The sequence below is a fragment of the Promicromonospora sp. NPDC050249 genome (assembly GCF_040656015.1).
In the GTDB taxonomy this organism is placed as follows: Bacteria; Actinomycetota; Actinomycetes; order Actinomycetales; family Cellulomonadaceae; genus Promicromonospora.
Genome location: NZ_JBFAKY010000001.1, coordinates 26,091 through 51,768, shown reverse-complemented (window position 1 = coordinate 51,768; position 25,678 = coordinate 26,091). Strand labels below are relative to the sequence as shown.

General features: G+C 69.0%; 20 protein-coding genes. All 20 read left to right on the top strand.

Annotated features, from left to right (window positions below):
* Positions 1-20 precede the first annotated feature (20 nt).
* Positions 21-1,694 (top strand): ABC transporter substrate-binding protein, encoded by a 1,674-nt coding sequence (locus AB0I32_RS00220; RefSeq protein ID WP_357501631.1) that lies wholly within the window; start codon positions 21-23, stop codon positions 1,692-1,694.
* Positions 1,694-2,812 carry an ABC transporter ATP-binding protein gene (locus tag AB0I32_RS00215; protein WP_357501629.1) on the top strand — a complete coding sequence of 373 codons (1,119 nt, stop codon included), beginning with the start codon at positions 1,694-1,696 and terminating at the stop codon, positions 2,810-2,812. The genes AB0I32_RS00220 and AB0I32_RS00215 overlap by 1 nt, the downstream gene beginning before the upstream one ends.
* Positions 2,809-3,792, top strand: coding sequence for an ABC transporter permease (locus AB0I32_RS00210; protein WP_357501627.1), 984 nt, complete (start codon positions 2,809-2,811; stop codon positions 3,790-3,792). The genes AB0I32_RS00215 and AB0I32_RS00210 overlap by 4 nt, the downstream gene beginning before the upstream one ends.
* Positions 3,789-4,706 (top strand): ABC transporter permease, encoded by a 918-nt coding sequence (locus tag AB0I32_RS00205; protein ID WP_357501625.1) that lies wholly within the window; start codon positions 3,789-3,791, stop codon positions 4,704-4,706. The genes AB0I32_RS00210 and AB0I32_RS00205 overlap by 4 nt, the downstream gene beginning before the upstream one ends.
* Positions 4,703-5,785 (top strand): ABC transporter ATP-binding protein, encoded by a 1,083-nt coding sequence (locus AB0I32_RS00200; RefSeq protein WP_357501623.1) that lies wholly within the window; start codon positions 4,703-4,705, stop codon positions 5,783-5,785. The genes AB0I32_RS00205 and AB0I32_RS00200 overlap by 4 nt, the downstream gene beginning before the upstream one ends.
* A 157-nt stretch (positions 5,786-5,942) precedes the next feature.
* Positions 5,943-6,308 carry a hypothetical protein gene (locus AB0I32_RS00195; protein ID WP_357501621.1) on the top strand — a complete coding sequence of 122 codons (366 nt, stop codon included), beginning with the start codon at positions 5,943-5,945 and terminating at the stop codon, positions 6,306-6,308.
* Between the two features lie 185 nt (positions 6,309-6,493).
* On the top strand, positions 6,494-6,826 hold the full coding sequence (locus AB0I32_RS00190) for a hypothetical protein (protein WP_357501619.1): 333 nt from the start codon (positions 6,494-6,496) through the stop codon (positions 6,824-6,826).
* Entirely contained in the window at positions 6,744-10,763 is a 4,020-nt protein-coding gene (locus AB0I32_RS00185; protein WP_357501617.1) for an RHS repeat-associated core domain-containing protein, read from the top strand. Before AB0I32_RS00190 ends, AB0I32_RS00185 begins: the two co-directional genes overlap by 83 nt.
* 1,114 nt (positions 10,764-11,877) lie before the next feature.
* Positions 11,878-12,138, top strand: a complete 261-nt coding sequence (locus AB0I32_RS00180; protein WP_357501615.1) for a hypothetical protein — start codon at positions 11,878-11,880, stop codon at positions 12,136-12,138.
* Positions 12,138-12,407 (top strand): hypothetical protein, encoded by a 270-nt coding sequence (locus AB0I32_RS00175; RefSeq protein ID WP_357501613.1) that lies wholly within the window; start codon positions 12,138-12,140, stop codon positions 12,405-12,407. The genes AB0I32_RS00180 and AB0I32_RS00175 overlap by 1 nt, the downstream gene beginning before the upstream one ends.
* Before the next feature lie 76 nt (positions 12,408-12,483).
* Entirely contained in the window at positions 12,484-13,044 is a 561-nt protein-coding gene (locus AB0I32_RS00170) for a hypothetical protein (protein ID WP_357501611.1), read from the top strand.
* A 149-nt stretch (positions 13,045-13,193) separates the two neighbouring features.
* Positions 13,194-14,795 (top strand): UDP-N-acetylmuramoyl-L-alanyl-D-glutamate--2,6-diaminopimelate ligase, encoded by a 1,602-nt coding sequence (locus AB0I32_RS00165; RefSeq protein ID WP_357501609.1) that lies wholly within the window; start codon positions 13,194-13,196, stop codon positions 14,793-14,795.
* Positions 14,796-14,915: 120 nt separating this feature from the next.
* Positions 14,916-16,376 carry a UDP-N-acetylmuramoyl-tripeptide--D-alanyl-D-alanine ligase gene (gene murF, locus AB0I32_RS00160; protein ID WP_357501607.1) on the top strand — a complete coding sequence of 487 codons (1,461 nt, stop codon included), beginning with the start codon at positions 14,916-14,918 and terminating at the stop codon, positions 16,374-16,376.
* Complete coding sequence (mraY, locus tag AB0I32_RS00155) at positions 16,373-17,470, top strand: phospho-N-acetylmuramoyl-pentapeptide-transferase (RefSeq protein ID WP_357501605.1); 1,098 nt, start codon at positions 16,373-16,375, stop codon at positions 17,468-17,470. Before murF ends, mraY begins: the two co-directional genes overlap by 4 nt.
* Positions 17,467-18,942, top strand: coding sequence for a UDP-N-acetylmuramoyl-L-alanine--D-glutamate ligase (gene murD, locus AB0I32_RS00150; RefSeq protein WP_357501603.1), 1,476 nt, complete (start codon positions 17,467-17,469; stop codon positions 18,940-18,942). Before mraY ends, murD begins: the two co-directional genes overlap by 4 nt.
* 15 nt (positions 18,943-18,957) lie before the next feature.
* Positions 18,958-20,190 (top strand): putative lipid II flippase FtsW, encoded by a 1,233-nt coding sequence (gene ftsW / locus AB0I32_RS00145; protein ID WP_357501600.1) that lies wholly within the window; start codon positions 18,958-18,960, stop codon positions 20,188-20,190.
* 115 nt (positions 20,191-20,305) lie between these two features.
* Positions 20,306-21,469: an undecaprenyldiphospho-muramoylpentapeptide beta-N-acetylglucosaminyltransferase gene (gene murG / locus AB0I32_RS00140; RefSeq protein ID WP_357501598.1), complete on the top strand. Its 1,164-nt coding sequence runs from the start codon at positions 20,306-20,308 to the stop codon at positions 21,467-21,469.
* On the top strand, positions 21,466-22,959 hold the full coding sequence (gene murC / locus AB0I32_RS00135; RefSeq protein WP_357501596.1) for a UDP-N-acetylmuramate--L-alanine ligase: 1,494 nt from the start codon (positions 21,466-21,468) through the stop codon (positions 22,957-22,959). Before murG ends, murC begins: the two co-directional genes overlap by 4 nt.
* Positions 22,959-24,014: an FtsQ-type POTRA domain-containing protein gene (locus tag AB0I32_RS00130; protein ID WP_357501594.1), complete on the top strand. Its 1,056-nt coding sequence runs from the start codon at positions 22,959-22,961 to the stop codon at positions 24,012-24,014. Before murC ends, AB0I32_RS00130 begins: the two co-directional genes overlap by 1 nt.
* Positions 24,015-24,329: 315 nt before the next feature.
* Positions 24,330-25,676, top strand: coding sequence for a cell division protein FtsZ (ftsZ, locus tag AB0I32_RS00125; RefSeq protein ID WP_357501592.1), 1,347 nt, complete (start codon positions 24,330-24,332; stop codon positions 25,674-25,676).
* Positions 25,677-25,678 lie beyond the last annotated feature (2 nt).

Below are 25,678 nucleotides of genomic sequence, written 5' to 3'. Positions count from 1 at the left end.
GGAGTGCAAGGAGGCACACCGTGAGGATTCACAAGCACGTCGCCGCGGCGGCAGCCGCGGCAGCCATCGCGCTGCTGGCCACGGCCTGCGGCGGGGGCGGCGGAGGCGAAGGCAGCACCCAGACCGGAGGCGGGGAGACCCTGACCGTCGGCATGCCGAACGGCGTGCAGACGGAGAACCACAGCCCGTTCGCCACGGGCTCGTCGGCGCTGTCGCTCGGCTACGCGTTCACCATCTACGAGCCGCTGATGATGCGTAACCAGGCACGGCCGTCGGAGGAGCCGTCCCCCTGGCTCGCCGAGAGCGTGGTGTGGAACGAGGACTTCACCGAGGCGGTCATCACGCCCCGCGAGGGCGTGACCTGGTCCGACGGCGAGGAGTTCACCGCGGACGACGTCGCCTTCTCGATCCAGCTGCGCAAGGACTTCGACGCGCTCAACGCCGCGGCCCTGCCCTACGACACCATCGAGACCGACGGCACCACCGTCACGGTGACGTTCACGGCCGGGCAGTTCGTGAACCAGTCCAAGCTGTACGACCTGGTCATGGTCCCGGAGCACATCTGGGCCGACGTCGAGGACCCGACCACCGACACCAACCCCGAGCCGGTCGGCACCGGCCCGTACACGCTCGAGTCGTGGACGCCGCAGGCCGCCACCGTCGTCGCCCGCGACGACTACTGGGGCGGCGAGCCTGCCGTGCCCGAGATCCGCTACTCGTCGTACAACGACAACAACGCCCTGACCACGGCGCTCACCACCGGTGAGGCCCAGTGGGGCTGGACGTTCATCGCCGACTTCGAGAACGTCTACATCGCCCAGGACCCCGAGCACTACAACCAGTACGCCGCGGGCGGCCTCGGCATCGACGTCCTCTACCTGAACAACGAGACCAAGCCGTTCGACGACAAGGCGTTCCGGCAGGCGCTCAACATGGTGATCGACCGCCAGGAGCTCGTCGACGTCGCGACGTCCGGCGTGAACCCCCCGCTGACCAGCGTGACCGGCCTGCCCCTGCCCGCCGGTGAGGAGTTCCTCTCGCCCGAGTACGCCGGCCAGGAGTACGAGGTCGACGTCGAGGGCGCCCGCGCCCTGCTCGAGGACGCCGGGTACACCTGGAAGGGCGAGAAGCTCGTCGACCCCGACGGCGAGGACGTCACGTTCGAGCTGGTGAACCCCGCCGGCTGGAACGACTACCTGACCGCCCTCGACCTCATCAAGAACTCGGCAGCCGAGCTCGGCGCCACCGCGACGGTCAACCCCGTCAACCAGGACGGCTGGTTCGCCGACGTCATCCCCGGCGGCGACTTCCAGGCCACCCTGCACTGGACCGACGGCGGCGCCACCCCGTGGGACATGTACTCCGACATCATGGACGGCGCCCACTACAAGAAGCTGGGCGAGCCGGCCACGTGGAACTTCGGCCGGTTCCAGAACGACGACGCCACCCAGGCGCTCGCCGACTACGCCGCGGCGCCCGACGAGGCCGCCCGTGCCGCCGCGCTGGAGACCGTCCAGAAGGTCTTCGTCGAGGAGGTGCCGGGCATCGCCATCTGGACCCGCCCGGCCACCGCGCAGTACTCGACGCAGAACTACGTGGGCTGGCCCTCCGAGGAGGACCCCTACAACCAGCCGCAGCCGACCGGCGTGCAGGCCGCCCAGATCCTGATGAACCTCGAGCCCGCGGAAGGCTGATGAGTCAGAGCACACCGGTGCTGGCCGCGCACGGCCTCACCAAGCACTTCCGGGCGGGTGGACGCCGCATCGCCGGCCGTCCGCCCGCCCGGGCGATCCACGCCGTGGACGGCGTCGACCTCGAGCTCCACCGCGGCCAGGTCCTGGCCGTCGTGGGGGAGTCGGGCTCCGGCAAGTCCACGGTCGCCCGGCTGCTGGCCGGGTTGATCCCGATCACGGCCGGCCACGTCCTGCTCGACGGCACCGAGGTCCAGGTGCGCGGCCGGCGGGCATTCCGCGCGTACGTGCGACGCGTGCAGATGATCTTCCAGGACCCGTTCGCCTCCATCAACCCCGTGCATCCCGTGCGCTACACCCTGACCCGTGCGCTGCGGCTGCACCGGGGCAGGCTGCAGGGAGCGCAGCTGGAGGCTGCCCTGACCGAGCTGCTGGAGCGCGTGCACCTCACGCCCGCCGCGCGGTACGTCGACAAGTACCCGCACGAGCTGTCCGGCGGGCAACGGCAGCGCATCGCCATCGCGCGGGCGCTCGCGGCGGAGCCCGAGGTGCTGCTCGCGGACGAGCCCGTCTCGATGCTCGACGTCTCGATCCGGCTCGGCATCCTCAACCTCCTGGCCGATCTCCGTGACCGGCTCGGGATCGCCGTCCTGTACATCACGCACGACATCGCCTCCGCGCGGTACTTCGCCGACCGGACCACCGTGCTGTACGCGGGGCAGGTCATGGAGACCGGGGACAGCGAGTCGGTCACCCAGGAGCCGCTGCACCCGTACACCCGGCTGCTCGTGGCCTCAGCGCCCGACCCGGACGACCTTGCCGGCGCCGGTGCGGCGGCCGTGCGGGACCAGGGGACCGGCGGCGAGCCGCCGAGCCTGGTGGACCCGCCGCCCGGGTGCCGGTTCGCGCCGCGCTGCCCGTACGCAACCGACCTGTGCCGGCGCGAGACGCCGGAGCTGATCGAGGTGTCGGCCGGCCGGTCGGCGGCCTGCTGGGGGTACAGCGACCGGGAGGACCGGCCGTTGGTGCCTGCGGGTTCGGGGGTCGCAACAGGCTCGACCGGCGGTGCGGGCTCGATCGACGGTGGGGTCTCGACCAGCGGTGGGGAGGGGAACGCATGAGCTTCCTGCTGCGCCGGGTCGCGTTCTACGCGCTGACCGCGTGGGCCGCCATCACTATCAACTTCTTCATCCCGCGCCTGCTGCCGGGCGACCCGGTGACGGCTCTGCTGGGCCGCATGCAGGGCCGCATCGACTCCAATGCCGAGCACTCGCTGCGCGTGCTGTTCGGGCTGGACCAGGACACCAGCCTGTGGCAGCAGTACGTCGACTACTGGGGCCTGCTGTTCCGGGGCGACCTGGGCCTCTCCTTCACGCACTTCCCGACGCCGGTCGCGGACATCGTGAGCCAGTCGCTCCCGTGGACGGTCGGGCTGGTCGGCGTGGCGACGATCATCGCGTTCGTCATCGGCTCGCTCATCGGCACGTTCCTCGGCTGGCGCCGCGGTACATGGGCCGACGGGCTGCTGCCCGTGGCGACTTTCTTCCAGGCGGTGCCGTACTTCTGGCTCGGCCTGATCACCATCGCGGTCCTGTCGGTGAACCTGGGCTGGTTCCCGTCCAGCGGCAGCTACGACCGCGGCCTGGTGCCCGCGTTCACGGGCGAGTTCATCGGCTCGGTCGTCTACTACGGCTTCCTGCCGGCCCTCACCGTGGTGCTGTCGTCGGTGGCGGGCTGGGTGCTCGGCATGCGCAACATGATGGTGACGGTCTCCTCGGAGGACTACGTCACCGTCGCGCACGCCAAGGGCCTGCCCGAGCGCCAGGTCATGCTCGGCTACGCGGCCCGCAACGCTGTGCTGCCACAGGTCTCCAGCTTCGCCCTGTCCCTCGGCTTCGTCGTCGGTGGCACGCTGATCATGGAGATGGTCTTCTCCTACCAGGGCATCGGCTACACGCTCTACCAGGCGGTCTCCACGCACGACTACCCGCTGATGCAGGGCTGCTTCCTGGTCATCACCCTGTCCGTCCTCGTGGCGAACATGGTGGCCGACCTCGCCTACGCCCTGCTCGACCCCCGCACCCGGACGGAGGACCGATGAACAACCGGCTGATGTTCCTGCGCAACGGCAAGGTGATCACGGGCCTGGTCATCCTCGGCTTCTTCACGCTGCTCGCGCTGCTGGGCCCATGGATCGCGCCGTACGACCCGAACCAGGTGAGCGACGCGCTGCTCAGCCCGCCGTCGGCGGCGCACTGGCTCGGGACCGACCACACGGGCCGCGACATCCTGTCGCAGCTCGTGGTCGGCACGCGTGGCGTGCTCGTCGTCGGCCTGGTCGCCGGCGTGAGCGCCACGGTGGTGGGCGTGCTCGTCGGCGTGACCGCCGGTTTCGTCGGCGGCATCGGCGACGAGTCGCTGTCCGCGCTGTCGAACATGTTCCTCGTGATCCCGCAGCTGCCGCTGATCATCCTGATCGCCGCGCAGCTGCCGTCTGCGGGCGGGCTCACGGTGGCGCTCGTCATCGGCGCCACCGGCTGGGCGTGGGGCGCACGTGTGCTGCGGGCCCAGACGTTGTCGCTGCGCAAGCGCGACTTCGTCGAGGCGGCACGGGCCAACGGTGAGCGCACGTGGCGCCTCGTGCTCGCCGAGGTGATGCCCAACCTGACGGCGGTGATCGCCTCCGGCTTCGTCGGCACCGTGACGTTCGCCGTGCTGTCCCAGGTCACGCTGTCGTTCATCGGCATCACGCCGGTCAGCGAGTGGAACTGGGGCACCATCCTGTTCTGGGCGCAGAACAACCTCGCGCTGCAGCGTGGCGCGTGGTGGTGGTTCGTGCCCGCCGGCGCGTGCATCGCCCTGCTGGGTATGGCCCTGACGCTGGTCAACTTCGGTATCGACGAGATCGTCAACCCCCGCCTGCGGTCCACCGGCCTGCACGCACGCTCGCTGCGCCGCCGGGGCATCCGACCGCGCGTGGGGTTCACCCCGGTGGTGCGGGAGGCACGGTCATGAGCCAGACGGACATCAGTACCCAGACGAGCGCGCAGGCCCAGGCGCCGACGCCGTCGGACCCGGTCCTGGAGATCCGGAACCTGAGCGTCGACTACGGGTTCGGCGACGATCCAACGCACGTGCTGCGGGAGGTCTCGCTCACCCTGAACCGCGGCGAGGTGCTGGGGCTGGCGGGGGAGTCGGGCTGCGGCAAGTCCACCCTCGCCTACGCGGCTACCAGGCTCCTGTCGCCGCCCGGTCTCATCACGGGCGGCGAGGTGTGGCTCACGGGCCGCGACGGCAAGCGCGCGGACCTGCTCTCCCTGTCCGACGCCGAGCTGCGGGCCGCCCGCTGGCGCGACATCGCCATCGTGTTCCAGGGCGCGATGAGCTCGCTCAACCCGGTGTTCCGGGTCGACCGCCAGCTCATCGACGGCATCCTCGCGCACCGGCCCAGGATGCGGCGCGAGGAGGCCAGGGAGCGGGCGGCCGAGCTGCTGCGGCTCGTCGGCATCTCGGCGGACCGGCTGCGGTCCTACCCGCACCAGCTCTCCGGCGGCATGCGGCAGCGCGTCATGATCGCGATGGCGCTCGCGCTGGAGCCGCAGGTGCTCATCATGGACGAGCCCACGACGGCACTCGACGTCGTCATGCAGCGCCAGATCCTGGAGCAGGTCATGGAGCTGCGCGAGCGGCTGGGGTTCTCCGTCGTGCTCATCACGCACGACGTGTCGCTGCTCGTCGAGGTCGCCGACCGGATCGCCGTCATGTACGCGGGCGAGATCGTGGAGACGGCGGTCGCGCGGGACGTCTACGCGAAGCCCCGGCACCCGTACTCGGCAGGGCTGCTCGGGTCGTTCCCTCCGCTGCACGGGCCGCGGCGGGAGCTCACCGGCATCCCGGGCGCGCCGCCGGACCTGTCCCAGCGTCCGCCGGGCTGCCCGTTCGCGCCCCGGTGCCCGCACGCCATGGACGTGTGCCGCACGGAGCTGCCCGTGCTGGGGCGGACGGCGCAGGCCGAGGAGGGGCGGTTGGTGGCGTGCCACCTGCACACGTCCGGGCTGGTGGACGGCGAACTGCCGGACCTGGTGTCGCGGTAGCGGATTGCCTCCGCCGGGACCGACCGGCAGAAGGTGTTGGTCTGCGAGGTGTGTTGCTGTGAGTAGACATCGTCTACTCACAGCAACACACCTCACCTGCGTAAACAGTGCTGGGTCAACAGTGCCGCCAGCTCCGGACCGCCGCTAGCCTGCAGCCATGTTCGAGACCCCCTTGTTCTGGCTCGTGATCCCGCTGGGCGCGCTGCTCGCGGTGATCTTCGGCGGCGTGCTCATCAGGCGTCTGCAGAAGAAGCTCCGTGAGCCGCTCTTCCCGAGCGGTACGGAGCCGACGGGCGCGGGCAGCCGCCCGGAGCCGACGGGCTGGGACGCCAGCCCCAGCACGTTCCAGCAGGGAGCCGGGGAGAGCCGTGAGGACTTCGTCCGGCGGCACCGCCACCGGCCGGGCGTCGTTGCCGACGGCGTGACCCTGGTGGACCTGTACGACCGGATCAGGCGGCTCGAGCACCGCATCGCGGTGCTCGAGGGCGACCGGGACGAGGGCCTGCGTGGCCCTCGTCCGTAGCCTCGAAACATCACCCTCAGCGGGTAATAGTTCACCCGCAATTCGGTAAGATTGGTTCCTTCTTACCCCTTAATCTCCCCTATGCGGATGTTTTGGGCATGGGTGGGGCGCGTCGAACGGCGAGTGCGGTGTGGGAGCGTTCGGCGCGAGGGATCCGGACGCGTGCCGGCAGCGCGGTAGCCGCGATGACGGCACTGTTGGTGCTCGCGACGGGTGCATCAGCTCTGGTCGCGACCGGCGCTGCCGACGGGATGCTGTCGGCGATGAGCCTGGGCGACGAGCCCGTGCTGGAGTGCCCCGTCGAAGAGCCCACGATGTCGGACGCCCTGGCCACCGCCGCCCGGTGCGGCCACGAGGTCGAAGCGCTCGACGAGAAGACGCCCTGGCAGTCGTTCTTCGGTCAGCCGTCGGGGCAGGTGAGGCTGGAGGTCGGGAGTGACCACGGTGCTCAACGGGCAGACCGGGGTCTCCAAGACGATCACCATCCCCGAGGCAGAGGAGACGGCGAGAACGGGTAGTGCCGGGACGGATGACCTGCTGGTCGCCACCCGGACCACCCGGATGGACGTCTACACCGCGTCGTACACGGCCGACGGCTCGCAGGAGTACGTGACGCGCACCGATACGGAGTACGGCGAGCACGGAGAGGTCACCAAGGTCAACGACTACGGGGCGTTCTCGGAGACGGCTGACGACAACACGACGTCGGACGACATCTGCACCACCACCGGCTATCTGAAAGACAGCGCCAAGCACTTCGTGGTGCCGATTACGACCAAGACGGTCAGCGTGCGCTGCGCCATCACGGAGACCACTCCCGACCAGTTGATCGGGGCGTCAGAGATCAGCTATGACGATCCTGGCGACCGAGGGCTGCCGACGAGCGTCAAGACGAACGACAAGGATGGTGCTCTCAACAACGCGTCTCCGACCGTGCACACGGTGTATGACGACCGGGGCCGTGTAGAGAGCTCGACCGACCCGTTGGGGCGGGTATCCGAGACTCGATATGCGGAGTCCTATGGTGTCCCTGCCACGGTGACCACCAAGAGCCCGGATCCGGACGGCACGGGCGATGGCGACGGTGACGGCGTCACCCTGACAGCACACGAGTCGACGACCACCCTGCACCCACTGCTCGGTGTACCGACCAAGGTGAGCGACCCGAACGGCCACCTGACTACGGCGACCTACGATGCCGCCGGCCGCCTGCTGTCGGTGACGTACCCGGACCGCCAGGGCAAGTCGGCGAACGTCACGTACGCCTACTCGACATCGCGCACCGGTGTGAACGCGGTGACCACCAAGACGCTCGCCGCGGACGGGGTCAAGTACCACGTGTCCGTGGCCCTGTACGACGGTCTGCTGCGGCCCATCCAGACGCAGACCGAGTCGCTGGACGGCGACGAGGAAGCCGTCAACGGCCGGCTCATCACCGACACGGAGTACGACGGGAACGGCCGGGTCTGGTTCACCACCTCAGGCTGGCTCGCGACCGGGAAGCCGAGCACGACCCTGGTGGGTGCGGCCGTCGAGCCGGACGCCACCACGGTCTTCACTTACGACGGCCTAGGACGAGTCCGGACCGAGGCCCTGTTCACGGGGACCATCTCGAATGCGGCCTACGAGCGGTGGCGCACGACCACGCACTACGACGGTGCCACTACGACCGTCATTCCTCCGGACGGCGCGACCCCGACCCAGACCAAGGTCGACGCCCGTGGCCGGACCGTGGCGCTGAGCCAGTTCCTCCGTGACCCGGTCAAGGACCTGTCGGTCCGCACGCTGGCCGGCGTGCTGGACCTGGACGAGCAGACCACGAAGTATGAGTACGACAAGGCGGGACGGCTGTCCAAGGTATTTGACCCCGATAGCAACAAATGGGAGTACCAGTACGACAAGCTCGGCCGACAGGTCGTGGCCATCGACCCGGACGCCGGCAAGACGGAAACGGAGTACGACGCCGCAGGTCAGGTCACCTGGGTGATGAACGGCGCGAACCAGAAGCTGCACTACACCTACGACCAGCTGGGGCGCCGTAAGACGGTCCGGCAGGACACGGCCGGCACAGGCGCACTCCGCGCCAAGTGGACGTATGACGTCTTGACCTCCTACGCCGGCACGAACCCGCCGTCGGCCAAGGGCCAGGTCACGAGCTCGACCCGCGTTGCGCCGTCGGCCGACGGGAGCGGCGAGTTCGTCACGGCCCTGACCGGGTTCGACGCGGCCTATCGTCCGACGCGCACCGTGACCGTCATCCCAGACACCAACACCAAGATGGCGGGCCTTTCGGGGACCTACGAGCAGAAGGTCACCTACACGGCGGACGGGCAGGTCGCCTCGACCACGTATCCGGCCGCCGGTGGGCTGAGCAAGGAGACGGTGACCACCCACTTCGACGACGAGACGAGCGTCGCCGAGTGGATGGGTGGCGGGTTCGGGTGGGGTACGTACGTCGCCTCCAGCCGCACCGACGTCTTCGGCCGGTTGTCCTATCTCGACCTCGGTAACACCTACGGCACCGTCGTGTCCTACGGCTACGAGGTCGGCACCAGCCGGCTGATGAACGTGAAGCTTGACCGCGAACGGATCGGCGGAACCGAGCTCGACATCAGGTACGCGTACGACGACGCCGGCAACGTCCTCAGCGCCAAGGACAAGCCGACCACGGCGGGCCGCGCCGCGGACCAACAGTGCTATCAGTACGACGCGCTGCGCCATCTGACCGAGGCATGGACGCCTGCTACGGGCAACTGTGCGCTGGCGAAGTCGACCGCCGCACTGGGCGGGTCTGCTCCGTACTGGGCGTCCTTCCAGTACGACGACGTTCTTGGCAATCGCACCGACGAGACTTACAGGACTCGCGGACTTGCTGGCGACGTCGACGGCGGAGTGACGACCCAGAGGGGCTACGACTACGAGGGCAGCAGGGACCTCAACGCGGACGGTGACTCCACGGACGCGGGTGAGTTTGCCGGGTCGCATGCGGTCACGTCGATCACCACGAGCGTGGACAAGCACTACACGCTGCCGTTCGGTGAGCAACGTGGCGGAGTCTCGGCTCCTGGCGACCATGAGTTCCTCGGCAAGGTCCGGGACGGTGCCACGGGCCTGACCCTGGTGGGGGCTAGGTGGTACGACGAAACGGTTGGCAGGTTCCTGACCGTGGACCCCGTTATGGACCTGGCCGATCCACAGCAGTGGAACGCGTACACGTACGCCAACAACAACCCAACTACGTGGTGGGACCCTGACGGGCTCGAACCACGACCGTGGCACCAGGACGGCGTGAGCTTCAGCCACCCCAAGTCCAAGGCGTACCTCCGCAGTGAAGGCTCCAACAGTGACGGGTGGAACACCGGCTGGGGCACAGGCACTTACTCCGGACCTATGACCATCTCGACAGGGATTCCTGATGTGGTCGATGGCTCGGAATGGAACTGGGGCGATGATGCCGTGGACCTGCATAGTGATTACAAGGGCCCGCAGCACACTCTCGCCTATGACTTGCTCCTGGCCGGTTTGTATTCGCCGGGATCCGAACAGGCCCTCACGAATGCCAGCTGGGTCAGCCCACTTGCCGAAGCAGCAAACCTGGGCCTGGACCTGGCTTGCAAGCAGAAGGGCTGCTCCGCCTACGAAGACAGCAGCAACGGTGACGCTGCCCTGTCGGCGGCTACCCTTTTCATCCCCGGGCCCAACGTCGCCAGCCACGGCGACGAAGTCGCAGACGCTACAAAAACTGCTGACGAGATCCCCTGGGGAGCTGCATGCAGCTTCGCTGGTGCTACGCCTGTGCTCATGGCCGATGGATCACGTAAGCAGATCAAGAACATCGAGGTTGGTGACGAGGTCATCGCGACCGATCCCGAGGGTGGCGAGGAGGCCGCGCGCAAGGTCACGCACGTGTGGGTCCATCAAGATGACCTGTTTGAGTTCGAGGTCGACGGCGAGCTGATCGTCACGACCGAGGACCATCCGTTCTGGTCGGTGACCGATCAGGCGTGGGAAGGTGCGCAGGAACTAGATGCGGGGGAAGAGGTGTTGGGTGCCGATGGTAGCGCTCTGACTGTTACCCGTGTTCTCGACCTGGGGTCAATTAAGTCGGATGCGGCTTATAATCTTACAGTTTCCGGCCTGCACACTTACCACGTCGGTGTACAAGACGTCCTGGTCCACAATGCTGGTGGTGGCGGTCCGTTCGATGGGTTCGATTGGGACAGCGTCCTCGGTGATTGGGATGCGGAAGATGTTGACGATGATGGTTATCATGCACCACGAGGCAATCAGGCAGAGAATAAGCAGTTCAACGATGCGATCAAGGAAATTGAGCACGGTCTAGGGCAGAAGGTCACGCCAGATCAGCGTCGCCAGTTGCACGACCGAATTACGGGAAAGGGATACGACTATCACAGGATCGTTAGGGAGGGGCGGCAAATTTTTGGATGCGGATAACTGGTCAGCGAAAATCGACTCGCGCCTTCTCGGTGTTTCAGTAGCCTCGATCGGGCGGGCGCTTGATCTGGTTGTGCTGTCTTTTGACCCTCGTGGAGGGCCGCCTGGGAGTCTTCGACTCCACGTACAGTGCCCGTCGAGGCTCGTCCGGCAGGAAAAGATCCTCGTAGGGAGCCGAGATCTTCTCTACCCGGCACCAGGAGGAAAATCGACCGATATGACGATGTTCGACCAGAGGATTTCCGTGATAAATGGAGCCTTTCGATCGCGCAACATTCGCGTTAAAGAAATTATTCATGGAGCTGCAGGTCACCTCCGGCTTGCGCTCGCGGACGATCTGATTTTTGAGGCATTTCCAGACACGTCTGGAAACATTGAGGCATGGAGGTTGGTGAGCGAGGGGGGTGAGCACTTTGGGTTCCCTGAGGGGGTCATTTGAATTCGGCAAGCTGTTGGAAACTCGGTGATCTTTACTCTGGAGTTCGCGTGGGTTGTGGCGTTCGTTGAGTACCCGAATGAAGGGCGCATTGCTTCTCGCCGCGGACCGAGGGTTTTACGCCCACGTCGAACGGGTCTTGGTGGGGCTTGGTGCGACAACTGCGTCGGACGCAACGGTTCAGTTCGTCGACGAAGCTGGCTGATACCTGACTGTGTTTGGGGACATGGGCCCGGAGTTCGAGGCAGATCTTCGCGCGGAACGGGCTGACGTGCGATCTGGGGAAATTTGGCCGCCGGTAGTGGCGACGTTGACGCCATGTTGGGTTGAGTGTTGCTGGGAGTCACTGTTCGTACAGACGGGGCGCCGGATCGCCGCTGAGCGACATGGTGAAACATGGGTTCTCGACGGAAATGGTGTCCTCTGGTTGGTGGATGAAATCGACGAGACCAGCGTCGTCCTGTGACGTGACATCCGACGTCGCTGTGTTCAGGCATCGAACCTGTCGAACTAGGTCAGCAGTTGCAGGATCCAAGAAGGACGACGTGGCGACGTTCATGGAGAGGCGATCGGGATCGCTACCGGAAGCTGTAACCCTCGCGCGGTGAGCCTGCCCAAGGTGCCATAACAACCGAGGCGATGAGAGCTCTACTGATCTCTGGACTTCATGACTGGTTCATGCTCGATGAAGTGACGTGGGAGGTAGTGGACGGCGACCTCTCAGAAGAGAACCAGGCGAAGACTATTGCGGTCCTGCGTCGTCTCCATGGTGAGGAAACGATGGTTCCTAGCGACCTCACTCCACGAGGCTTTGAGGACTGGCCGGGCGGGCCTGCCGACTGGCTGCTCCGGTCGAAACGGGAGCTGGAACGTCTTGACTGGAAGCCGATGGGAGCAGGTTTCTACTTGCGACTTGCTGATGGCGTGATGCTGCACTGATGGCCAAGTTCAACTGGGTGTGCGGCTACATCATTTCAACGAGCGGGGATATCCCGCACCCCTACCAGTGGAATCTGATCGCGGACTCCGTGTTCGACGACCCTTCCGACAGCGTGGCGGTCGATCAGCTCTACACGCAGGCAACTGTCATGTTCAGGTGCCCTCGGAGCGGGCATCTCTGGATCTACTGGGATCGCCTGGGGGCCCCGCCTGCAGGGGAGAGTCTCGTTCCGTTCGAGTCTAGAGCGAGGGGTGCCCGCTGGCAGTGATTGGAGCAATTGGTTCTACTGATCCATCGGAGTCGGAGATTAGAGTCGAGATGTTCTGCGTTGGTGGGGATAGGCGATGAATTACGAAGACGCGGACGAGTCACTTCTAATAGGTCCAATCATGGAGATTTTGACGTCACTCTATTCATTGGCCCCCATCTCTGATATTGCCCTGCTTTTAAAGGGGGTTGGATATCACTTTGCTTCATACGATGCGGTTCGCAATGTGTGTGAGAACAGCGACGAGATTTCGTTTGCTATTGATATTGATTCGGGCGAGATTTCTGATGAATTCGCGTCGTTGACTGAACTGTCGGTTTTCTATCGACTGGTCGATCGTGTGTTGTCCGAGTATCAGGAAATTGCGTTGCTGCAGGGGCTTTGCGAGTACTACATGAGGTCTGTCGAGGTCGGTGGTCCACCGGACGTCATCGCCGAGATTTTCGGCGAGATAGAAGACCTGTCGATCAACTTGCCGGCAGACCAGGTGAGAGAACGCGCTGCTAGATCTGGTGCTCCCATCGACTGGGTCGAGGTGTATCGGAACGTTGCCGAGGACGTATATGGCGAGGTCAAACGCCGTGATCGCGCGCGGATGGCGAAGAGATTGGCCCACGACGATCGGTACGATTTCTAGCCTTGCCCTTCTCTGGACAGAGTCCGCCGGGTGGTTTTTCGGCCCGGCTCGCCGAAGGTGCACGAGCCCCTGCTGACCACCCCACAACCACCACCCAAGCCCCACAGACAGGACAGGCCCCTACCCCCGGACGCGGTAGGTTCTACCCCGTGACATCCCCGTTCGACCGGATCCGCCCGGCGGCCACCACCGCGCGCCAGGTCTCCGACCTCGCCGCCGCGTTCGGCCTCACCATCGCCCCAGGTCATCCCGCTGATGCCGCGGTCACCTGCGTGGCCTCGGACAACCGGGTCGCCAGGCCGGGAGACCTCTTCGTGGCAGTCCCCGGTGCTCGCTCGCACGGCGCGCAGTTCGCCGCCGACGCCGTCGCGCGCGGGGCCAGCGCCATCCTCACGGATGCGCGCGGAGCCGAGCTGATCGACACCGGCAACGAAGTCCCGGTGCTCGTCGCCGACGAGGATCCCCGCGCCATCCTCGGCCAGGTCGCCGCCTGGGTACTGGGCAACCCCGCCGAGGACCTGATGACCTTCGGCGTCACGGGCACGAACGGCAAGACCACCACCACCTACCAGCTCGACCACCTGCTCCGGGCGCTCGGCTGGAAGGGCGGCCTGATCGGCACGGTCGAGACCCGCTCCGGGGACCGCGTCATCCCGAGCGTCCTGACGACCCCCGAGGCCGCCGACCTGCAGGCCCTGCTCGCCGCGATGCGCGAGGACCACGTGCGCACGCTCGCCATGGAGGTCTCCTCCCATGCACTCGCGCAGCACCGGGTCGACGGCGTCGTGTTCGGCGTCGCCGGGTTCACCAACCTGACCCAGGACCACCTCGACTTCCACGGCGACTTCGAGTCGTACTTCGCGACCAAGGCCGACCTGTTCACGCCCGCCCGCGCCCGCCGCGGCGTCGTCACCATCGACGACACCTGGGGCGAGCGCATGGCGCAGGCCGCGCAGATCCCCGTCGCGACGCTCACCACGCTCCCCGGCAAGGACGCCGACTGGACCGTGACCGACGTCGCGCCGTCGGGCACCGGATCCGCCTTTACCCTCACCCACCGCGACGGGCGCACCCTGCGCACCTCCACCTCGCTGCCCGGCGGCTACAACGTGGCCAACGCTGCACTCGCGGTGACGATGGTGCTCGAGGGCGGCTCGGACATCCGCGACGTGACCGACGCGCTGGCGGCGGGCGACGGCCTCAGCGCCACCGTCCCCGGCCGGATGGAGGTGCTCGCCACCGCACCGCGCGTGGTCGTGGACTTCGCGCACAACACCGAGGCGCTCGAGCTCAGTCTCGCCGCCCTGCGCCCGACGACGCCGGGCAAGCTCTCCGTGGTCTTCGGCGCCACGGGCGACCGCGACCCGGGCAAGCGGCCGTTCATGGGCGCCGCCGCCGTCCGCGGCGCGGACGTGGTCTACGTGACCGACGACGACCCCCACGACGAGGACCCCGCGAAGGTGCGGGCAGAGGTGCTCGCGGGCACCGGGATCGACGGCACGCCGAGCCGCACCGTCGATGCGGCGGACGGCAGCGGCTCGCGTACCGTGGAGGTCCACGAGGTCGCCCCGCGCGCGGACGCCATCCGCGCCGCGATCCTCGCTGCCGGCCCGGACGACACGGTGCTGGTCGCGGGCCGCGGGCACGAGACCGTCCAGGAGATCGCCGGCGTGGACCATCAGCTCGACGACCGCGTCGAGGCGCGCGCAGCGCTGGCGGACCGGGCAGTCGTACCCCAGCAGAACGTGTAACCCCAGCAGTACGTGCAAGCCCAGCAGTACCTGTAACCCCAGCAGTACCTGTAACCCCAGCAGGCCCCAGCAGTACGCGTAGCCAGAGCAGGACCCCGTGCAGGAGAGGACACCACAGGCATGATCGAGCTGACTGCGGCCCAGGTCGCTGCAGCCACCGGCGGGCGGCTGCACGCCGACCCGGACGTCACGGTCACGGGGGCGGTGATCATCGACTCGCGCGACGCCGCGCCCGGTGTGCTCTTCGTGGCGCTCCCGGGCGACCGGGTGGACGGTCACGACTACGCGGCCACCGCGGTGGCCGCTGGTGCCGCGCTGGTGCTGGCGTCCCGCGAGCTGGACGGCCTGCCGACGGTGGTGGTGGACGACCCCCAGGCGGCTATCGGTGAGCTGGCGCGCTACGTCCTGGCGACGGCGCGCAGCGGCGCCCACGGCGGCGTCGTGCCTCAGGTCGTGGCCGTGACCGGCTCGGTGGGCAAGACGACCACGAAGGACCTGCTGGGCCAGCTCCTCACCCCGCAAGCGGGTGGCGAGGACGCGATCGTCTTCACCAAGGGCTCGTTCAACAACGAGATCGGCCTGCCGCTGACGGTCCTGCGGGTCACCGCAGCCACGCGCTACCTGGTGCTCGAGATGGGCGCCGACCGACTCGGCAACATCGCCTACCTCACGGGCATCGCGCCGCCCGACGTCGGTGTCGTGCTCGCGGTGGGCGTCGCCCACATCGGCCACTTCGGCAGCGTCGAGATCATCGCGAAGACCAAGTCCGAGATGGTCTCCGGCGTCGTCGACGGTGGTTCCGTGGTGCTCAACGCCGACGACCAGCGGGTCGTCGCCATGGCGAGCCTGGCCGGTCCCGGCACCACCGTCCAGACCTTCGGCACCATCCCGTCCGCCGACGTCCGCGCCGAGGACATCACCATCGACCCCATGGGCAGGGCGAGCTTCACGCTGCGCGTCGCCCGCGGCGGTGAGGCCGACGAGCAGCGCGCCGACGTCGCGCTGAAGCTCGTCGGAGCGCACCACGTGAGCAACGCGCTCGCTGCCGCGACGGTGGCGCTGCGGCTCGGCGTGCCGGTGGCCGACGTCGCGAAGCGGCTCTCCGAGGCCACCGCGCTGAGCCCGCACCGGATGGCCGTGACCGAGCGGCCCGACGGCGTCACGGTGATCGACGACGCGTACAACGCCAACCCGGACTCGATGAAGGCCGCGCTGCGCACCCTCGCGGTGGTGTCCGGCCGGACCCGCCGCTCCGTTGCGGTGCTGGGCGAGATGCTCGAGCTCGGCGACAGCGCCCGTGCGGCGCACGACGAGATCGGCCGGCTCGTGGTGCGGCTGAACATCAAGCAGCTCGTGGTGGTCGGCCAGGGCGCCTACCACATCCATGAGGGCGCCATGCAGGAGGGCTCCTGGGGTTCGGAGTCGATCTTCGTGCCCGACATCGCCGCCGCCCGCGAGCTGCTGGACGAGTCGCTGGAGCCCGGCGACGTCGTGCTCGTGAAGTCCTCCCTCGGTGCCGGGCTGACCGCGCTCGGGGACCACCTGTCGGGCGCCAAGACCATAGAGGACAACAACAAGTGATCGCGATCCTGGTCAGCGCCACGGTGGCGCTGTTCGTCGCCCTGCTGGGCACACCGGTCTTCATCAAGTTCCTGATCCACAAGAACTATGGCCAGTTCGTGCGCGAGGACGGCCCCACCGGGCACTTCATCAAGCGCGGCACGCCCCAGATGGGCGGCGTCGTCATCATCGCGGCGACCGTCTTCGGCGTCGCTGCCTCGATGCTGGTCTCGCAGCGGCTCCCGAGCGTGTCGGCGCTGCTCGCGCTCTACCTCATGGCGGGCCTCGGCCTGATCGGGTTCCTCGACGACTTCACCAAGATCCGCAAGCAGCGCTCCCTCGGACTGACCCCGCGCGCCAAGCTGATCGGGCAGGGCGTCGTCGGCGTCTCGTTCGCCGTGCTCGCGCTGCAGTTCCCCAACGAGAACTCGCGCACCCCGGCGTCGACCAAGATCTCGTTCCTGCGCGACACGGACTTCGACCTCGACCTGTCGCTCGTCGGCGCCACCGGCGCCACCGTCGGCCTCATCCTCTTCGTGATCTGGGCCAACCTGCTGGTGTCCGCGTGGTCCAACGCGGTGAACGTGACCGACGGCCTGGACGGCCTGGCCACCGGCGTCTCGATCATCACGTTCGGCGCGTACGTGCTGGTCGGGATCTGGCAGCTCAACCAGTCGTGCCAGCTCGTCGCCACAGCCGGACCACGCTGCTACGAGGTGCGCGACCCGCAGGACCTGGCCATCGTCGCCGCGGCGGTCACGGGCGCGTGTGTCGGGTTCCTGTGGTGGAACGCCAACCCCGCCAAGATCTTCATGGGCGACACCGGCTCGCTCGCCCTGGGCGGCGCGCTGGCGGGCCTGTCGATCCTGTCGCGGACCGAGCTGCTCGCGGTGATGCTCGGTGGGCTGTTCGTGGTCATCGTCTCCTCGGTGGTGATCCAGGTCGGATTCTTCAAGATGACGGGCAAGCGGGTCTTCAAGATGGCGCCGCTGCAGCACCACTTCGAGCTGTCCGGCTGGGGCGAGGTCACGATCGTCATCCGGTTCTGGCTGATCGCCGGCCTGCTCGCGGGCCTGGGCATGGGCATCTTCTACGCCGAGTGGGTCGCTTCGTGACGGACGCGGCCGGCTCGGACACCTACGGGACGGTCGAGCCGCGCGTCCCGCTCGCCGAGGCCCGGGTGGTCCTGGCCGGCCTCGGCGTCACCGGCCGCTCGCTGCAGCGCGTCCTGGCGCCCCGGATCGCCTCCCTGGTCACGGTCGACGACAAGGCCGACGACGCCGACCACCGCGGGCTCGACGCCGACGCTGCGGCCGCCGTGCTGGCCGAGGCGGACCTGCTGGTCGCCTCGCCGGGCTTCGCGCCGCACCACCCGGTCGTCGCTGCGGCGCTGGCCGCGGGCGTGCCCGTGTGGAGCGAGCCCGAGCTGGCCTGGCGCCTGCGGGTCGACCGCCTGGGCTCCGACCAGCCCGCCGAGTGGCTGGGCATCACGGGTTCCAACGGCAAGACGACCACCGTCGAGATGCTGGTCGCGATCCTGCGGGCCGCCGGCCTGCGCACCGCCGCCGTGGGCAACGTGGGCAGGTCCCTCGTCGAGGCGGCGCTCGACCCGACGCTCGACGTGGTCGCGGTGGAGCTGTCGAGCTTCCAGCTCCACTTCACGCACACGATGTCGCTGGAAGCGGGCGCGGTGCTCAACGTCGCAGCGGACCACCTCGACTGGCACGGCTCCATCGACGCGTACGCGCGCGACAAGGGCCGCATCTACGAGAACGTGAAGGTCGCCTGCGTCTACAACGCCGCGGACAAGAGGACCGAGGAGCTGGTGCGCGAGGCCGACGTCGTCGAGGGCGCGCGCGCCGTCGGCTTCGTGGCCGGCATGCCGGGCCCTGGGGACCTCGGCCTCGTCGACGACGTCCTCGTGGACCGCGCCTTCCACGCCGCGGGCGACGATCCGGACCGCCGCAAGAGCGCCGCGGAGCTCGGCACCCTCGCCGACCTCGAGCAGCTGGGTGACCACAACGGTGTCGTGCCCACGCACATCGTTGCCGATGCCCTGGCCGCCGCCGCCCTGGCCCGTGCGCACGGCGTGCCCGCGTCCGCCGTCCGCGACGGACTGCGGTCCTTCGGGCCGAGCGAGCACCGCATCCAGCGCGTCGCCGAGGCGGACGGCGTCACGTACGTGAACGACTCGAAGGCGACGAACGCGCACTCCGCGGCCGCCTCGCTGGCCGGTTTCGCGCACGGCACCGTCGTGTGGATCGCCGGCGGGCTGCCCAAGGGCGCCACGTTCGACGAGCTCGTCTCGTCCCGCGCCGACCGGATGCGCGCGGCAGTCGTGATCGGCGCGGACCCCCGGCCGCTGGCCGACACGCTGGCCCGACACGCGCCGAAGATCCCGGTGGTGGTGATCGATCCCGGTGACACTGGGTCCGTGATGCACCGGGCGGTAGCCGCAGCGCGGGACCTGGCCCAGCCGGGGGACACCGTGCTGCTGGCCCCTGCCGGTGCGTCGCAGGACCAGTTCACCTCGTACGCCCAGCGCGGCGAGGAGTTCGCACGCGTGGTGCGTGAGCTCACCGCCTGAGCCGGAGGGACGGGTATGGCCACGACGAGTACGAACCGCGGCGCTCCTGCGCGTTCCTGGCTGGGCCAGTGGAACTCGAACGTCTCCAGCTACTACCTCCTGGTGGGCGTCACGGGGCTGCTGACCGTCATCGGCCTGATCATGGTGCTGTCCAGCTCGACGGTGACGTCGATCGCCGCGGACGAGTCGCCGTACGCGGCGTTCCTGGTCCAGGCGCAGTACGCGCTGATGGGTCTGCCCGTGCTGCTGGTCGCCGCCCACCTGCCGGTCCGCTGGTACAAGCGTCTCGCGCTGCCCGGTCTCGCGATCGCGCTGGTGCTGCTCGTCGCGGTGATCTTCATGGGGGACGTCACCAACGGCCAGCAGAACTGGCTGGTGTTCGGGCCGGTGCGTTTCCAGCCGTCCGAGCTCGCCAAGCTGGCGCTCGCGATCTGGCTCGGCACGGTGCTCGGTCGCAAGCAGGCCCTGCTCGGCAGCTGGTCGCACGCGATCCTGCCCGCCGCGCCCGGGGCCGTGCTGGTGCTCGGGCTGGTGCTCGCCGGGGGAGACCTCGGCACGGCGCTCGTGATGGGCCTCCTGGTGGCCGGCGCCTTCTTCGTGTCCGGCGTGCCCATGTCCCTCATGACGCTCGGCGGAGTGCTCGCGGCCTTCGTCGTGGGCTACGTCTTCATCCTGCAGCAGGACGGCGGCGACCGCCTCCAGCGCATCATCGCGACCTACGGCGCCGAGTGCGACGCGGCCTCCGACTGCTACCAGTCGCTGCACGGCCTGTTCGGCCTGGGCACCGGCGGGCTGTGGGGCGTGGGCCTCGGCGGGAGCCGCGAGAAGTGGAACTACCTGCCCGAGGCGCACAACGACTTCATCTTCGCCGTCATCGGCGAGGAGCTCGGCCTGTTCGGCACGGTGCTGGTGCTCGCGCTCTTCGCGGTGCTCGGGCTGGCGATGAGCCGGGTGATCCGGCGGCACACCGACCCGTTCGTCAAGGTGACCACCGCCGCCGTCGGCTGCTGGATCGTGGGCCAGGCGTTCGTGAACATCGGCGTGGTGATCGGCGTCCTGCCGGTGATCGGGGTGCCGCTCCCGCTGGTGTCAGCGGGTGGGTCCGCGCTCATCACGACGATGGCGGCGCTCGGGATGGTGATCTCTTTCGCCCGGACCGAGCCAGGGGCTGCCAAGGCACTGGCTGCACGCGGTAGCGTCGTCCGCAAGTCACTGGCTGTGCTGGGCGGCGCGGTTCGTAGACGGTAGAAATGTGCACGGCGGCCCCATCCGTGACGAGATCCAGCACCTCAGGTCTTGTCGCGGCGGGGTGGCCGCGCACCGATCCGCCCGCGCCGTTCGGCCGGGCGACGACGAGAAGGTGATGATGAGCTCAGCAGTTGTGTCGGTGGTGCTCGCCGGTGGCGGTAGCGCAGGACACGTGAACCCCCTGCTCGCGGTGGCCGACGAGATTCGGCGCAGGGAGCCCGGCGCGCGCGTGCTAGCGCTCGGCACCACCACCGGTCTGGAGGCCGAGCTCGTGCCGGCCCGCGGCTACGAGCTGCGGCCCATCCCGCGTGTGCCGCTGCCGCGGCGTCCCAGCCCGGACCTGCTGCGGCTGCCGGGCAGGCTGGCCGCCGCGGTGAAGTCGGCGGAGGACGCGATCGACGAGATCGACGCGCAGGCGGTCATCGGGTTCGGCGGTTACGTGTCCACGCCGGCGTACCTCGCGGCCCGGCGCAAGGACATCCCGATCGTGATCCACGAGCAGAACATGCGTCCCGGCCTGGCCAACCGCCTGGGTGCCCGGTGGGCGGCCCGGGTCGGGCTCACCTTCGCCGGCACCCCGCTGCGCGGCGGCGTCCTGACGGGACTGCCGCTGCGGCAGGCGATCGCGGGTCTCGTGCAGGAGCGCGAGGCCGACGCAGCGGGCGTCCGCGTCCGTGCCGCCGCCGAGCTGGGTCTCGACCCGGCGCTGCCGACCCTCGTCGTCACCGGCGGTTCCCTCGGTGCGGTGAACCTGAACCGCGGGGTGTCCGGCGTCGCCGCCCAGATCCTCGCAGCTGGCGCGCAGGTGCTGCACCTGACCGGCAAGGGCAGGAGTCCCGAGGTGCTCGAGACGCTGGCGGCGGTCCCCGACCTCGACCGCCGGCGCTACCAGGTCCGCGAGTACCTGGAGCAGATGGAGCTCGCCTACGCGGTGGCGGACCTGGTGGTCTGCCGCTCCGGTGCGGGTTCGGTGGGCGAGCAGGCAGCGCTCGGCATCCCCGCGATCTACGTTCCGCTGCCCATCGGCAACGGCGAGCAGCGGCTGAACGCCGCGCCGCTCGTTCAGGCCGGCGGCGGCCTGCTGGTGGACGACGCGGACCTGACACCCGAGTGGGTGTCCACGAACGTTCCCCCGCTGCTCGCGGACCGCGAGCGGCTCGGTGTCATGGCGAAGGCCGCTCGGTCGGCCGGCACCACCGACGGCGCCGCACGTGTCGTCGATCTCGTCGAGCAAGCCGTACGGTCAGCAGGTACCGACACCACGGAGGTCAGGTCATGAGCACCACGGTCACGGATCAGATGACGGATCAGGTCGCGAAGCTCGGACGCGTCCACATGATCGGGATAGGCGGAGCGGGCATGTCCGTGGTGGCGCGCCTGCTCGCCGGGCGCGGCGTGCCCGTGCAGGGCTCGGACGCCGCCGACTCGGAGACGCTGGAGGCCCTGCGGGCCGAGGGCGTCAAGGTGTGGGTCGGACACGACCCGGCCCACCTCACCGGCGTGGACTCCGTGGTGATCTCGAGCGCCGTGCACGAGGACAACCCGGAGCTGGCCGCCGCCCGCGCCCGCCGCCTCAACGTGCTGCACCGCTCGCAGGCGCTGGCCGCGCTGATGGAGGGCCGGCGCGGCGTCGCCGTCGCCGGAGCGCACGGCAAGACGACGACGTCGGCGATGATCGCGACGATCCTGCGCGAGGCGGGTCTCGACCCGTCGTACGCGATCGGCAGCACCGTCCGGACCGCCAACGGCTCGACGCCGGGGGGTCACCTCGGTACGTCCGACGTGCTCGTGGCCGAGGCCGACGAGTCGGACGGCTCGTTCCTGAACTACACGCCGACCATCGCCGTGGTGACGAACGTCGAGGCGGACCACCTGGACCACTACGGCACCCCCGAGGCGTTCAGCGGAGCGTTCATCCGGTTCGCGCGCCGCCTGGTCTCCGACGGCTGGCTCATCGCGTGCGCCGACGACGAGGGCTCGCTCTCTGTGGGCGCCACCATCTGCGCGACCGGTGGCCACGTCATCACCTACGGCACCAGCGACACGGCGCGCGTGCGGGTCACGGACATCTCGACGACGCCGGAGGGCACCACGGCGGTACTGCGCGGCGACATCCTCGGCACCAACGAGCAGGTGGCCGACGGCGCCGGCGTGTCAGGCAACGTGCCTGGCATCCTGATGCGGCTCTCGGTCCCGGGCAAGCACAACGTGCTCAACGCGACCGCCGCCGTGATCGCCGCGGTGAAGCTGGGCGTGGAGCCCGCGCAGGCGGTCGCGGGCGTCGAGGCGTTCGTCGGCACGGGCCGTCGCTTCGAGGAGAAGGGCACCGCCGACGGCGTCCGCGTCATCGACGACTACGCCCACCACCCCACGGAGATCCGGGCCATCCTGACCGCCGCGCGCGAGATCGCCGACGGCGGCCGCGTGCTGGTCCTGTTCCAGCCGCACCTCTACTCGCGCACCAAGTTCTTCGCCGACAAGTTCGCGCTGGAGCTGTCCGCGGCCGACGAGGTGGTGGTCACGGACATCTACGGTGCCCGCGAGGAGCCCGACCCGACGATCACCGCGAGCACCATCGTCGACCTGATGGCCGACCACGGCGCGGTCTACGCGGTCCCGGACCGTCTGGATGCCGCACACGCGATCGCCGACCTCGCCCGGCCGGGCGACGTGGTGCTCACGGTCGGTGCCGGCGACGTGACGCAGCTCGGGCCCGCCGTCCTGGCGCGCCTGAACGGCCGCGTGGCGACGGGGCTGGGCGAGGACTGATGCGACCGCCCGCGCGTCCTCGCGCCGCGGGCACGGCACGGCCGCGCCCCCCAGGTGAGGGTCCGGCACAGCACGAGTACGACGGCCAGGAGGCCACGGGGCCGACCGCTCGTGGCGCCAGGGGTCCGGCGCAGGAGTCCGCTCAGCGGCCTGCTGCGCCGGGCGGGCCCGGCCGCAGGCCGGCCGGTGCGAAGGCACCGGCCCCGCGGCGCTCGGTCGAACAGCCGGCACCGCGAGGGCCGGCGCCGGAGCCGCTCCCGGCGAGCCGCCCCGGCACGGCTCGCCCGACGCCGTCGGGCAGCCGCGACGCCGTGGTGTCGGACCAGCTGGCCGACCGGCTCGCCGAACGTACGGCGATGGCCCGCTACCGCATGTGGCGCCGGATCGGCTGGACCGCCCTCGCGCTGGCGGTCACCGCCGGCCTGGTGTGGGTGACGTTCTTCTCGCCGCTGCTCGCGCTCGACCCGGCGCAGGTCCAGGTGTCCGGGCAGGGCACCACCGTCGACGTCGAGCAGGTGCGCGAGGCCGTGACCGACGAGGCGGGCATACCGCTGCCGCGGATCGACACCGTGGGTCTGCGCGAGGAGATCCTCGCGATGAACGCCGTCAAGAACGTGGCGATCACGCGCGCGTGGCCGGACGGCCTGACGGTGCGGCTCACGTCCCGCGAGCCGGTGGCCGCCGTCCCGCAGCCGGGCGACGTGTACGCGCTGATGGACGCCGAGGGTGTGCGGGTCGGCACGGTGGAGGACGTCCCCGACCGCCTGCCGTCGATAGTGGTCTCGCTCACCGACGACGAGGCCGGCCGGCGCGCCATGAACGCTGCGCTCGAGGTGCTGGGCGCTCTGCCGCGGAAGTTCGCGGGCCGCGTCCAGACGGTCAGCGCGGCGACGCAGGACGACGTGCGGACAACGCTCTCGGACGGACGGGTGATCCGGTGGGGGAGCGGGGCGCAGGTCGAGCTCAAGATCAAGGTGGCCCAGACCTTGCTGCGCGCGGAGCCGTCGGCCAGGACCATCGACGTGTCGTCGCCTGCCCTGCCGGTCACGCGCTGACCAGCACCTGCCGGTTTCGCCCCCGCTGGGGTGAATGACGCCGAGGTCGGACTCGTGACGTCGCAGGTCAGGCGCGGAACACCGCAGATCGGGCTTCTGACGTCCCTGGTCAGACTGGTCGCGTCCCAAAATGACATCCGTGTGATTTCTCGCGTGCATCGGTGCGCGACACGCGCAACGATGTCTTCGACACACCTCGACGACGCACCTACCGTCGAACTCAGCAGCAACCTGACATAACTCTAACCCTCTACCTCAACCTGAGGGTTCTGGGATGAGAGTCGGGACTCGGGACCCGATCGAAAGGCAGACGACGTGGCAACTCCGCAGAACTACCTGGCAGTAATCAAGGTGGTCGGTATCGGCGGCGGTGGTGTGAACGCCGTCAACCGCATGATCGAGGTCGGCCTCAAGGGCGTCGAGTTCATCGCGATCAACACAGACGCACAAGCACTCCTGATGTCGGACGCCGACGTCAAGCTCGACGTCGGGCGGGAGCTCACGCGCGGCCTCGGCGCCGGCGCGGACCCCGAGGTCGGCAAGAAGGCGGCGGAGGACCACGCGGAGGAGATCGAGGACGTCCTGCGCGGCGCCGACATGGTCTTCGTGACGGCGGGCGAGGGCGGCGGCACCGGAACGGGCGGCGCGCCCGTCGTCGCACGCATCGCGCGCTCGCTCGGCGCGCTGACGGTAGGGGTGGTCACCCGGCCGTTCACGTTCGAGGGCCGGCGCCGCGCGGTGCAGGCCGACAGCGGCATCGAGAACCTCCGCGAGGAGGTCGACACGCTGATCGTCATCCCGAACGACCGGCTCCTGTCGATGTCGGACCGGAACGTGTCGGCCATCGCGGCGTTCCACTCGGCCGACCAGGTGCTGCACTCCGGTGTGCAGGGCATCACCGACCTCATCACCACGCCCGGCCTGATCAACCTGGACTTCGCGGACGTGAAGTCGGTGATGCAGGGTGCGGGCTCCGCGCTCATGGGCATCGGCTCGGCCCGCGGCGAGGACCGTGCGGTCCAGGCCGCGGAGCTGGCGATCTCGTCGCCGCTGCTCGAGGCCTCGATCGACGGCGCGCACGGCGTGCTGCTGTCGATCCAGGGTGGCAGCGACCTCGGTCTCTTCGAGGTGCACGAGGCCGCTCGCCTGGTGCAGGAGGCGGCGCACCCCGAGGCGAACATCATCTTCGGTACGGTCATCGACGACGCCCTGGGCGACGAGGTCCGCGTCACCGTCATCGCGGCGGGCTTCGACGGCGGCCTGCCCAAGGAGCGCAAGGACAACCGCGCGCTCGGCCAGGTGGCCGGTGCCGTCACGAGCCCCGCGGCGACGCGGAGCCCCGCGACCGCGCCGGTGCCGCTGCCCGACGTGTCCGACGCGGCGCGCCGCGCACCGGAGCACCACCACGGCAACGGCATGCCGCCGTCAGTCCCGCCGGTGCACCAGCCCTCGCCGGTCTCCACGCTGCCCCGCATCATCGACGACGAGGGTTCGGACGACGTGCCGCGCACGCTCGACGAGCCCGCCGTCGTGGTGCACGGCTCGTTCAACCGGCAGGAGGTCTCGCGCGAGCAGGGCGAGCGTGTGGAGGTGCCGCCGCTGTACGACGAGAACCCGCGCCGTATCTCGGAGGACCTGGACGTCCCCGACTTCCTGAAGTGATC

Excerpts from the sequence above, each read along its gene's own strand:
- AB0I32_RS00170 (WP_357501611.1), top strand. The coding sequence starts at position 12,484 with ATGAATTACGAAGACGCGGACGAGTCACTTCTAATAGGTCCAATCATG.
- AB0I32_RS00215 (WP_357501629.1), top strand. The coding sequence starts at position 1,694 with ATGAGTCAGAGCACACCGGTGCTGGCCGCGCACGGCCTCACCAAGCAC.
- AB0I32_RS00180 (WP_357501615.1), top strand. The coding sequence starts at position 11,878 with ATGCTCGATGAAGTGACGTGGGAGGTAGTGGACGGCGACCTCTCAGAA.
- AB0I32_RS00200 (WP_357501623.1), top strand. The coding sequence starts at position 4,703 with ATGAGCCAGACGGACATCAGTACCCAGACGAGCGCGCAGGCCCAGGCG.
- AB0I32_RS00130 (WP_357501594.1), top strand. The coding sequence starts at position 22,959 with ATGCGACCGCCCGCGCGTCCTCGCGCCGCGGGCACGGCACGGCCGCGC.
- ftsW (WP_357501600.1), top strand. The coding sequence starts at position 18,958 with ATGGCCACGACGAGTACGAACCGCGGCGCTCCTGCGCGTTCCTGGCTG.
- AB0I32_RS00205 (WP_357501625.1), top strand. The coding sequence starts at position 3,789 with ATGAACAACCGGCTGATGTTCCTGCGCAACGGCAAGGTGATCACGGGC.
- AB0I32_RS00190 (WP_357501619.1), top strand. The coding sequence starts at position 6,494 with ATGACGGCACTGTTGGTGCTCGCGACGGGTGCATCAGCTCTGGTCGCG.
- AB0I32_RS00175 (WP_357501613.1), top strand. The coding sequence starts at position 12,138 with ATGGCCAAGTTCAACTGGGTGTGCGGCTACATCATTTCAACGAGCGGG.
- AB0I32_RS00195 (WP_357501621.1), top strand. The coding sequence starts at position 5,943 with ATGTTCGAGACCCCCTTGTTCTGGCTCGTGATCCCGCTGGGCGCGCTG.
- murF (WP_357501607.1), top strand. The coding sequence starts at position 14,916 with ATGATCGAGCTGACTGCGGCCCAGGTCGCTGCAGCCACCGGCGGGCGG.
- AB0I32_RS00210 (WP_357501627.1), top strand. The coding sequence starts at position 2,809 with ATGAGCTTCCTGCTGCGCCGGGTCGCGTTCTACGCGCTGACCGCGTGG.
- murC (WP_357501596.1), top strand. The coding sequence starts at position 21,466 with ATGAGCACCACGGTCACGGATCAGATGACGGATCAGGTCGCGAAGCTC.
- murG (WP_357501598.1), top strand. The coding sequence starts at position 20,306 with ATGATGAGCTCAGCAGTTGTGTCGGTGGTGCTCGCCGGTGGCGGTAGC.